At 60.3% G+C, this 11,369-nt stretch carries 7 protein-coding genes, 1 tRNA gene and 1 riboswitch; of the genes, 5 read left to right on the forward strand and 3 right to left on the reverse strand.

Going from position 1 to position 11,369, the window contains the following annotated elements; translation table 11 throughout:
- Positions 1-84 precede the first annotated feature (84 nt).
- Together DWW03_RS09595 and DWW03_RS09600 are read right to left on the reverse strand one after the other, a co-directional pair.
- Positions 85-777, reverse strand: a complete 693-nt coding sequence (locus DWW03_RS09595) for a tetratricopeptide repeat protein (RefSeq protein WP_118406664.1) — start codon at positions 775-777, stop codon at positions 85-87.
- Positions 758-2,236 (reverse strand): carbon starvation protein A, encoded by a 1,479-nt coding sequence (locus DWW03_RS09600; protein ID WP_022061911.1) that lies wholly within the window; start codon positions 2,234-2,236, stop codon positions 758-760. Before DWW03_RS09600 ends, DWW03_RS09595 begins: the two co-directional genes overlap by 20 nt.
- Before the next feature lie 131 nt (positions 2,237-2,367).
- Here DWW03_RS09600 and DWW03_RS09605 point away from each other — a divergent pair.
- From DWW03_RS09605 to DWW03_RS09620, 4 genes are all read left to right on the forward strand, one after another.
- Positions 2,368-2,442 (forward strand) — tRNA-Thr (locus DWW03_RS09605).
- Positions 2,443-2,687: 245 nt separating this feature from the next.
- A riboswitch (cobalamin riboswitch) is annotated at positions 2,688-2,906 on the forward strand.
- Between the two features lie 170 nt (positions 2,907-3,076).
- Positions 3,077-4,873 (forward strand): PKD-like domain-containing protein, encoded by a 1,797-nt coding sequence (locus tag DWW03_RS09610; protein ID WP_022061909.1) that lies wholly within the window; start codon positions 3,077-3,079, stop codon positions 4,871-4,873.
- Between the two features lie 21 nt (positions 4,874-4,894).
- Positions 4,895-5,962: a glutaminyl-peptide cyclotransferase gene (locus DWW03_RS09615; RefSeq protein ID WP_022061908.1), complete on the forward strand. Its 1,068-nt coding sequence runs from the start codon at positions 4,895-4,897 to the stop codon at positions 5,960-5,962.
- 9 nt (positions 5,963-5,971) lie between these two features.
- The gene (locus tag DWW03_RS09620) at positions 5,972-8,080 is read left to right on the forward strand and encodes a TonB-dependent receptor (RefSeq protein ID WP_022061907.1); all 2,109 of its coding nucleotides are present in this window, start codon (positions 5,972-5,974) and stop codon (positions 8,078-8,080) included.
- Between the two features lie 64 nt (positions 8,081-8,144).
- Here the strand turns inward: DWW03_RS09620 and DWW03_RS09625 are convergent, their stop codons facing one another.
- Complete coding sequence (locus DWW03_RS09625; protein ID WP_259301987.1) at positions 8,145-9,755, reverse strand: ATP-binding protein; 1,611 nt, start codon at positions 9,753-9,755, stop codon at positions 8,145-8,147.
- Between the two features lie 13 nt (positions 9,756-9,768).
- On the opposite strand from DWW03_RS09625, the gene DWW03_RS09630 reads away from it, so the two are divergent.
- Entirely contained in the window at positions 9,769-10,707 is a 939-nt protein-coding gene (locus DWW03_RS09630; protein ID WP_118406667.1) for a UDP-glucuronic acid decarboxylase family protein, read from the forward strand.
- Positions 10,708-11,369: the final 662 nt, after the last annotated feature.

Genomic DNA, 11,369 nt, shown 5'->3' on the forward strand with positions numbered 1-11,369 from the left:
CGACAAAAAACCGCAGTCCGGAAATCCGGGCTGCGGTTCTGTTTTGCGGGACAGGGGCTTCGCCCTCCGGCACGCGGGCGCCCGTCAGCGGGCGGCGCGCAGGGCGTCGATGAAGCCGGGCCAGAACACCCAGAGATTTTCGGTCTGGAGCCACAGTTCGCGGGCCTGCGCGGCGGGCGAGGGTCGTTCGCTCCCGATGTCGCGCAGATACGCTTCGTCGGCCGGATGCTCGTCGGCGGTAAATTCGGCGAAGAAGGGCGCAAAATGCGTCCGGAATCGCTGCAACTCCCCTTCGGGCAATCGTCCGTCACGGCGGAAAGCCGACCACAGCAGCAGCACCTCACGCCCCGGATGCTTGTCCGACACGTCGTTGATCACCTCGTCGAACAGCTCCTGCTCGTCCAAGGCCAGGTAGTCGAAGGCCAGCAGTTCGCTCCCTTCCAGATGGTCCTCGGGGTCGAGTTCCAGCAGCATTTCCAAGAGCGCCGCCGACATTTCGAAATTGTTGATCAGGAAGTGGTCGATGGCCGAGGCGAAGATCAGTTCGAGCGCCGCGCGCGAATTGCGGTGGCTCCATTCGAGATTGATCTCCTCGTCCTCGGGAATCAGCTCCGCAAGACGCTGGAAGGCCTGAAAACGCTCGTTGCAGGCTCCTTCTATATCGCCGGCGGCCTGCATCTCGCGGGACCGGGCGAGGACTTTCACGAAATTACAGGGTCCTTCGCCGACCACCTCGAAAGTCTGGTCGGGCGTAGGTTCAAGATATGCCTTTTGCATCGTTGTCTTTGAGTTTGAAAATCATGGCGACAAGGACCGCGAGCGTCACGCCCCCGCCCAGCAGGTAAGCCGCCGTACGGTTCTGCATGCCCAGCATCAGCGGCGAAACGAAGATATAGCTGGCGCAGACATACGTCATAACGAGAGCCGGAATCAGCCCCACCCACACGGCGCGCCCCCGGTGGCGGAGGTAGGCGACGATCATCCAGAGCGTCACCGCCGCGAGGGTCTGGTTCATCCACGCGAAATAGCTCCACATGGTCTGAAACGGCAGTCCGAAGATGATCAGAAGTCCCAACGCGAAGAGCGGAATACAGATATAGATGCGTTTGCGCAGCGTGCGCTGCTCGACGCCCATGAAGTCGGCGACGATCAGCCGCGCGGAGCGGAAGGCCGTGTCCGTGTCGCCCGAGGTGATGGCGCAGGCCACCACGCCGAAGATCACGAAGACGGCCAGCGCCGGACCCAGCGTCTTGTTGGCGATCACGTCGATCATCACGGCCGCCTGGCCGCCGTATTCGGCGATGGCGCCGTTCAGCCCCGCGACGTCGCCCCAGAAGGCCATGGCAATGGCGGCCCAGACGAGGGCGATGATCGACTCGGAGATCATCGCGCCGTAGAAGACCGAGCGGCTCTCGCGTTCGTTGCGCATGCAGCGGGCCATCAGCGGCGACTGCGTGGCGTGGAAGCCCGAGATGGCGCCGCAGGCAATGGTCGTGAAGAGCATCGGGACGATCGGGAAGGCCTTCGCATCGGCGATGCAGTTTTCGAAGGAGGTGAATTCCGGAATGGTGTATTCGCCGCCGAAAAGCAGCACGACGAGGATGCCGACGGCCATGAACAGCAGCGCGAAGCCGAAGACCGGGTAGATGCGGCCGATGATCTTGTCGACAGGCAGCAGCGTGGCGGCGATGTAGTAGACGAGAATCACGCCCAGCACGATCAGCAGCAGCCACGAGAATCCGCCGAAAGCGATGCCTTCGAGTGACGGGACGTCGAGGCGGGCCGCGACGAGCGATGCGGGCTGCGAGAGGAACACCGCACCGACGAGGATCATCAGCCCGGCGGAAAAGAGCCGCATGACGATCTTCATGCCGCCGCCGAGGTAGACCCCGGCCGTCTCGGGAAGACTCGCGCCGTCGTGGCGCAGCGAGATGACCCCGGCGATGAAGTCATGCGCCGCACCCATGAAGATGCCGCCGAAGGTGATCCACAGAAACGCCACCGGCCCGTAGGCCGCACCGAGCACGGCGCCGAAAATCGGGCCGAGCCCCGCAATGTTGAGCAGTTGGATCAGGAAAATGCGCCACCTCGGCAGGGGCACGTAATCCACGCCGTCGTAAAGGCGGCTGCAAGGCGTCCGGGCCGCCGGGTCGATGCCGACGAGCCGTTCCAGATAGCGTCCATACGTGAAATATGCGGTCACCAGCAACGCCAGGCACACCAGAAAAGTAATCATCGTAAAACAGTTTCGGGTCAGTTTTAGCGCGAATATAGCAAGAAAAGCGAGAATTTTCGCAAAATTGTTGCGAGAAAAAAATATTTTTCAGATATTTGCAGTCCCAAAGGGAACCTCGGTGTTCCCGAAAGGCTGAATTAGCTCAGCGGTAGAGCACTTCACTCGTAATGAAGGGGTCCCGAGTTCAAATCTCGGATTCAGCTCCAGGAGGCGTGAGAGAGAAGGAACGGATTACGTCGTCCACTGCAAAAAGTCTTATGTGTCAACGACATGTAAGACTTTTTCGTTTTCAGGCGTCAGGAGAGAGCAACTGCGCGCAGGCGTCCGCCTCCCGGCCGGCGCAGCTGTTCCGTCCCCGGAAACGACCGGAAATGAACCCCGGGCGGCGGGACCTTCGGCAGGCCGCCGGCATAAAATTCGGCCGGCGCATCTTCTTTTTCATCTTTTTTCCATACCTTTGCTGCGCAACGGTTCGCCGAACGAGGCCCCCGGCCCCGGGCGATTAAAAGGGAATGCCGTGAAAATCGGCAACAGTTCCCTCTGCTGTAAGTTCCTGCCGCCGAAGCGGCACATCAGACCCCGACAATCTCTTGCCACTGGTTTTCACGCGACCGGGAAGGCGTCGGGACCGGAACGAGTCAGAAGACCTGCCGCTGCAATGGTTTTACAATCCAGGGGGAAATGGATCGTGATCGGCAGGAAAAACGATTTCCGGCATATCCCCGAATGTAAAATCAGGCTACTGCGAAATTCCGGCCGGACGCATGCCGTGCGCCCGGCACGAATGCGGATCTCCGGAACATCCGCAAAGATTGGTTGAACGATTTAAACGAAGAGGATATGAGCTGTTTTTTCAGTCATGCCGGACGGACGGCGATACCGGCGCTGCTCTCGGTAGCGCTGGCGGCCGCAGCCTGCAACAAGGACGGAGAGATTACGCTGCCGGACAGCAAACCCCGAATCACCCTCGACAGCGAGACCGGCGTCTACGCGGCCAAGATCGGCCGCGCGGTGACGATCACGCCGACCGTGGAAAACGAGGGAGAGGCCGCTTACAGCTGGACGATCGACGACGAGGTCGTTTCCACGGCGCGCGTGTTCGAATACGTGTTCAACGAGGAAGGCCGCGTCTATGTGACCCTGCGGGTCGAAAACCGGGCGGGATACGACGAGAAGGAGGCGCGCATCGACGTGAACCGGCTCGCTCCCCCCGTCATCTCGCTCATCGTGCCGCCGACGGGGCTATACGTGCTCACGGGACGGGAATACACGTTCGCACCGGAGGTGCAGAACGGCGAAAACGCCCGTTACGAATGGTATCTGGACGACTCGTCCGTACCGGTCTCCACCGAAAAGGACTACATCTTCATGCCCACCCAACCGGGAGACTGCTCCCTGCGGCTGACGGTGACCAACGAGGACGGCACGGCCGAGAAAACGGTTGCCGTGCACGTCGTGGACGTCATTCCGGTCCGCATCGCGTTCATCCCCTCCTCCTACCTGGCCGACCCGCTGGTGAAGAGCGTATCGCTCGGGCGGACGCTGTTCCTGCGGCCGCAGGTGAGCGACGCCGTCGGGCCGGAATATGCATGGTACGTGAACGGCGTCTTGCAGGAGGACGCAACCCAACGCATGTTCGCCTTCACGCCGGAGAAGGAGGGCGAATACGAGGTCACCTTCCGGGTGACGGACACGGACGAAAGCCCGGCCGCACCCCTCTCGCGCCACATCACGCGCGCATCGTCGAAGCGAATCACCGAGAAAACGCTCCGGGTGACCTGCTACGAACGCGAATCGGAGCGCGTCATCACGACGACGGGACAGCCCGCGTCGAACCGGGTGCTCGAATTCCTGCCCGCGCCCGGACAGTTCGTCAACGAAACGGGCATGGCCGGATACACCGGCCAGAAGAGCTTCGAAGAGGCCCGTCTCTACGCCGAGAACCGGCTAAAAAAGGGTGAGTTCGTCTCGCTCGGCAACTTCGGCGGCTACGTGATCCTCGCCTTCGACCACAGCGTGGAGAACAAGGGCAAATACGACTTTTCGATCCCCGGCAACCAGTTCGAAGGAAGCAACGAGCCGGGCGTCGTGTGGGTGATGCAGGATGTCAACGGCAACGGCAAGCCCGACGACGAATGGTACGAACTCCGGGGCAGCGAAACGGGCGGCGAATGGACCGTCCAGGAGTATGCGGTGACCTATTACAGACCCGCCGGGCCTCGCCAGGGGGTGAAATGGACCGACAATCTGGGCCGGAGCGGGCAGGTAGCCTATCTGGGACAGTTCCATGCGCAGGACTACTACTATCCCCTGTGGCTCGAAGAGGAGTCCCATACCTATTACGGCACGGGCCTGCGGCAGAACACCACGCAGACCCCAGGCGGAGACTGGTCGAACAACTCGTTCGAATGGGGGTACGTCGACAACGCGGGCAGCGACAATCTGGAATCTTCGTCCAAAACCGGCAAGACCTGGTTCAAGATCAGCAACGCCATGACGCCCGACGGGCAGCCCGCCGGATTGCGCTACATTGATTTCATCAAGGTGCAGAGCGCCATCAACGGCAGCGCCGGAGGACTGGGCGAACTCTCGACCGAAGTCGCCGGAATGGCCGTCGACGAGAACCTCGACCGATAACCCCATTCCCGACCGCAACGCATGAAACGATTCTTACGACAGATTCTGCCCGCGGCTTTATGCCTCTCCGCCCTCGGCGGCTGCATGAAGTGGGACTACGGCCGCACGGAGGATTTCTCGGCGACGGAACGGGGGCTGTTCATCGTCAACGAGGGCATGTTCCAGTACGGAAACGCCACGCTGTCGTATTACGACCCGGAAACGAAAACCGTCGAAAACGAAGTTTTCCACCGGGCCAACGCCTTCAAGCTGGGCGACGTGGCGCAGTCGATGACCCTGCACAACGGCGTGGGATGGATCGCGGTAAACAATTCGCATGTCGTTTTCGCCGTCGACCCCGACACCTTCCGCGAGGTGGGACGCATCACCAACCTCACCTCGCCGCGGTACATCCATTTCGTTTCGGACGAAAAGGCCTACGTCACGCAGATCTGGGACAACCGCATCTTCATCGTCAACCCCAAACGCTACGAAATCACGGGATATATCGAGTGCCCGGACATGACGGCGGAATCCGGCTCCACGGAGCAGATGGTGCAGTACGGCAAATACGTCTTCGTGAACTGCTGGTCCTACCAGAACCGTATCCTCAAAATCGACACCGAGACCGACCGGGTCGTCGGTCAGCTGACCGTCGGCATCCAGCCCGCGTCGCTGGCGATGGACCGGAACAACAAGCTGTGGACCGTCACCGACGGCGGCTACGAGGGCAGCCCCTACGGATATGAAGCCCCGTCGCTGTACCGCATCGACGCCGAAACGTTCTCCGTGGAGAAGCAGTTCCGGTTCCGGAAGGGGGACTCCCCGTCGGAGATGCAGCTCAACGGCACGCGCGACACGCTCTACTGGATCGACCGGGACGTCTGGCGCATGCCCGTCGCCGGGGAGCAGCTTCCGGTGCGCCCGTTCCTCGAATACAAGGAGACCAAATATTACGGACTGACGGTCGATCCGGCCAACGGCGACGTGTACGTTGCCGACGCCGTCGACTACCAGCAGCAGGGAGTCGTCTACCGCTATACGGCCAAGGGCGAGCCTGTCGACGAATTTCACGTGGGCGTCGCGCCCGGAGCGTTTTGCTGGAAATAACCGGAGAGCATGAAAACAACCGCCTTGTTTCTTTGGATGCTGCTGTTTCCGGCGCTGCTGCGGGCGCAGGGCGAGCCGGCGCCGTCCGACGTGCCGGAAACCCCGCAGAACGCCGGCGCGGGGGAGTGGCGCGGGAAAGGCGCCATCGCCATCCGGGAGGTTCCGGTCTGGGGCCGGCGTCCGATGAAAAGCATCGGCGTCGAGGAGACGAAACTCGACTCGGCGATCCTCAAGGAGAACATCGCCCTCTCGATGGCCGACGCGCTGACGTTCAACACACCGGTTTTCGTCAAGCAGTACGGCCGCGCGACCCTCTCCACGGTATCGTTCCGCGGCACGGGTCCGTCGCATACGCAGGTGACGTGGAACGGCATGCGCATCAACAACCCGATGCTGGGCATGACCGACTTTTCGATGATCCCCTCCTATTTCATCGACGACGCCTCGCTGCTCCACGGAACCTCGTCGGTCAGCGAGACGGGCGGCGGACTGGGCGGACTGGTGAAGCTCTCGACTGCGCCGGCGGCGGCCGACGGATTCGGGCTGCAATATATCCAGGGCATCGGCATGTTCCGTACTTTCGACGAATTCCTGCGCCTGACATGGGGCGACGAGCGCTGGCAGGTATCAACCCGCGCCGTCTACCAGTCCTCGGCCAACGACTACAAGTACCGCAACCGCGACAAGAAGGAGAACATCTACGACGACGAGATGAACATCGTCGGGTCGTACTATCCCACCGAACGCAACAAGAGCGGCGCGTTCGACGACGTGCACGTGTTGCAGGAGGTCTACTACAACACCGGGAAAGGCGACCGCTTCGGGCTGAACGCCTGGTACATCAATTCCAACCGGGAACTGCCCCTGCTGACGACCGACTACGCCGACGACACGCAGTTCGAAAACCGCCAGCGCGAACACACCCTGCGCAGCGTCCTCTCGTGGGACCACTACCGCCGGAACTGGAAGGCGGCGGCGAAAGCCGGATACGTGCATTCGTGGACGGCCTACGACTACCGGCGCGACAAGGGCAACGGCATCCTGGAGGCCATGACCCGTTCGCGGAGCAGGATCAACACCCTCTACGGGCAGGCCGACGGGGAGTATTCCGTCGGCGGCAAATGGTTCTTCACGGCCGGACTGTCGGCACACCAGCACTTCGTCGAAAGCGCCGACAAGAACATCATCCGCCAGCAGGGCGACAAGGCCGTCGTCGGCTATGACAAGGGACGCATCGAACTCGACGGCTCCCTGTCGGCCAAGTGGCGCCCCACGGAGCGGCTGGGCTTGTCGATCGTCGTGCGCGAAGCCATGTACGGAACCTCCTGGTCGCCGGTCATCCCTGCCTTCTTCGCCGACTGCCTGCTTTCCAGGCGCGGCAACGTCGTGGCGAAGGCCTCCGTCTCGCGCAACTACCGCTTCCCGACGCTCAACGACCTCTACTTCCTGCCGGGCGGCAACCCCGGCCTGAACAGCGAACAGGGCGTCGCTTACGAAGCCGGACTGTCGTTCGCCGTGGGAAAGGAGGGCGCGTACACGCTGTCGGGGTCGGCGTCGTGGTACGACCAGCACATCGACGACTGGATTCTGTGGCTGCCGACGGCAAAGGGATTTTTCTCGCCGGTGAACATCAAAAAGGTCCACGCCTACGGCGTGGAGATCCGGGCCGACCTGGCCGCAGCGCTCACCAGAGAACTGAAAATCAACCTGAACGGCACCTTCTCATGGGCGCCGTCGATCAACGAGGGGGAGCCGATGTCCCCGGCCGACCGGTCGGTCGGCAAACAGCTGCCCTACGAACCGGAATATTCGGCCACGGCGACCGGAAGGCTCTCCTGGCGCAGCTGGGGCCTGCTCTATCAGTTCTGCTATTACAGCGAACGCTACACCATGTCGAGCAACGACATCACGCTCACCGGACGCCTTACGCCCTATCTGATGAGCAACCTCTCGCTCGAAAAGGGTCTCTCGCTCCGGTGGGCGGACCTGACGCTCAAAGGCACGGTCAACAACCTGTTCAACGAGGAGTACCTCTCGGTGCTCTCCCGGCCCATGCCGCGCATGAACGCCGAATTCTTCATCGGCATAAAGCCCAAATGGGGGACGAAAAAGAGGTGATCCGGCGCGAAGGAGCCTTTCTCCGCGTCTTATTTCCCTTCGGGGACCAGTTGACCGGCATCGTTCACAAAGAGGGACTTACGCTGTTCAGAGGGTAGAAATCCCCCCCCCCCTCGCGGTTCTCTCCACCGGGGTCGATACCGATGGGATGCGCGAAGACGAAACGCGCGCCGCCCGTGTAAGCGGAATCGACCCAGATGCGGCCCCCGACGATCATGGCGATCTGGCGGCAGATGGCAAGGCCCAGCCCCGTGCCCTTCTTCTTGTTGCCGTCGAGCTTCTCGAAGCGGTTGAAAACCAGATCCTGCTTGTCGGGCGGAATGCCCGGTCCGGTGTCGGCCACCGAGAAAAGCACCTCGCCCCGCTCCTCGTCGATCTCCACCCCTAGCGTAATGCTGCCCTCGGAGGTGAACTTGCCGGCGTTGGTCAGCAGGTTGATCAGGATTTGCGAAAGACGGTGGGCGTCGGTGGTGAGCATGAACGATCCGACGGGACACGCGAAACGCCCCTCAACCCCTCTCTGCCGCGTATGGGCCGTGGTCATCATCACGTGCTGGCAAATCTGCACGATGTCCTCCGAAGCGTAGTTGAACCTGATCTTGCCGCACTCGAGCGACGAAATGTCGAGGATGTCGTTCAGCAGCGTGAGCAGCATCTCGGAGTTGCTGACCACGATGGCGCAGTACTCGGCGCGCTCCTCCTGCGAAAGCTCCTCGCTCTGCATCAGCGAAGAGAAGCCCACGATGGCGTTGAGCGGCGTGCGGATTTCGTGGCTCATGTTGGCCAGGAACGCCGACTTGAGCATGTCCGACTCCTCGGCCTTCTCCCGGGCGACGACCAGCTGGCCCTCGCGCTCCTCAAGCGTGAGCTTGAGCCGCCGCATGCGCAACAGCAGCCACGTCACGAAGAGCAGCAGCACCAGCAGCAGGATGCCCGCCACCAGCAGTTCGATGTAGTGGGAGTATTTCGACAGCTTGGCCGCCATCGTATCCTCGATGACGCTGCCCTTGGGCAGGGCGTATTCGGCGATTTTCCACTCCTTGAGCTTGCGCGAATCGAACAGATAGAGACTTTTGCTCGTATGGAAATGAGCGTCTTCGATGTCGTCCGTGTCGTAATATTTCCGGATCTGGTTCGCAATGACCTCCGCGCCGTTCTCGTATTCGGGCACGTAACCGCCGATCGCCGTGTCGCCGATGCCCGTACCGGTCACCGAGAAGACCGGAACGCGGGGGTTGTTCTGCACCAGATCGTTCAGCGACCGCTGCATGAAGTATTCGCCGTCGCTGCCTACGCGCCACGTGCCGAGCATCACGGCCGAACGGGGCGGCAGCGTCGCATAGGTCCGGAACGCCGTCTCCTCCCCCTCGCGGCTGTCCACCAGCACGAGATTCAGGTCGGGGTAGTTCTCCCACTCCGCGCGCACGAGCGCCTGCAACGAAATGCCGCCGTAGGTATTGTCGGTCACCAGAGCGATGTTCTCCACCTGGGGATAAAGCGAACGGATCAGGTCGATGTTGCACCGGATGTCGTAGCGGTTGAGCATGCCGCCCACCCTGTTCAGGCTGTCGCACATCACCCGGTAGTCGATCGCACGGGGTCTCCACGTCTGCAACGAATCGGGCGGCGCGGGCAGCATGACGCCGTTCTCGCTGGCGAAGCAGCTGAAGCACATCACCCCTTCGGGAATGCAGCCCTGCGATACGATCGGCTCCCATCTGTGCGAAAGGCTGCTCGCGGAAGGTAACGACATCATCTGCATCGACAACTATTTCACCGGTCACAAAAGCAACATCCGACACTTGTTGTCGCACCCCAATTTCGAGGTCATCCGCCACGACATCGTCTATCCCTACATGGCCGAGATCGAGGAGATCTACAACCTCGCCTGCCCCGCTTCGCCGATCTACTACCAGCACGACCCGATCAAAACCACCCAGACGTCGGTAATCGGCTCGATCAACATGTTGGGCATGGCCAAATACAACCGGGCGAAAATCCTCCAGGCCTCGACCTCGGAGGTCTACGGCGACCCGCTGATCCACCCCCAGCGCGAGGATTACTGGGGCCACGTCAACCCGCTGGGCATCCGCTCGTGCTACGACGAGGGCAAACGCTGCGCCGAGTCGCTCTTTATGAGCTACCGCGAACACGGCATTCCCGTGAAGATTATCCGCATATTCAACACCTACGGTCCGAAAATGGACATCAACGACGGCCGCGTGGTCTCGAATTTCATCGTCCAGGCGCTGCGGGGCGACAATATCACGATCTACGGCGACGGCGGGCAGAGCCGTTCGTTCCAGTACATCGACGACCTGATCGAAGGCATGGTGCGCATGATGAACGACACGCCCGACGACTTCACCAGTCCGGTGAACATCGGCAACCCGAACGAATTCACCATCGCCGAACTGGCCCGCGAGGTGATCTCCCTGACGGGTTCGAAATCGAAGATCGTCCACCTGCCCCTGCCCGCCGACGACCCCCAGCAGCGGCAGCCCGACATCTCGCTCGCCCGCAACATGCTCGGCGGCTGGGAGCCGAAAATCCAGCTGCGGGACGGTCTCCTAAAAACCATCGCCTACTTCGAGGAGGTGCTTTCGCGGGGAGGAATCCGGCGGTGAGGCTCGACCGGCACGTGCAAAAACACGGCCAGCCTATAAGAAAAAAGCGGCGGACCGAATCATCGGTGCGGGATTAAAGCAATATAACGACTTGATTTATCGAGTTGTTACATTGCTTTAATGGAGAATAGGTAACGAGAAGGTAACGATTTATTTTCAGTTAATTGCACGAAAATACCACATGTCAAATAACCTCTTGCAAGATATGAAAAATTTTCGGGATGGCAAATTTTATTCGATCGAAGAAAAAATGGCTGAATCAACAAGCTATTGCAATAGTAACTTAGAAATTGAAGGATTTATTTTATTAAGATAAAAGGGTTCCAAACTTTTGCATCCAAAATATAATTAAACATAAATATCCGACAAACAATACAATGAGAAATTTTAGGTAATAATTTGTCAACTCTGAAGGCCATTTTCCTTGTATTTCATTTCAAATTGTCAAAGTTCCCGTTACAAAGACATGAAAGCTACATAATGTAGATAAATATTCTATGGAACAAATATAGCGTTAATTTGTGAATTTCCGCTGCCGGGCCGGGAAAACCCGCCGTTCGGCGGCGGGTTTTCCTGCGGCCTTGTTATTTCGTTTTCGGGGCGGGCAGTTCCTTGATTCGTATGTTTCGGAACTTGATTCCGGCTCCGTGTCCGAGCAGTCC

Source organism: Alistipes sp. AF14-19 (assembly GCF_003461645.1).
In the GTDB taxonomy this organism is placed as follows: Bacteria; Bacteroidota; Bacteroidia; order Bacteroidales; family Rikenellaceae; genus Alistipes; species Alistipes shahii.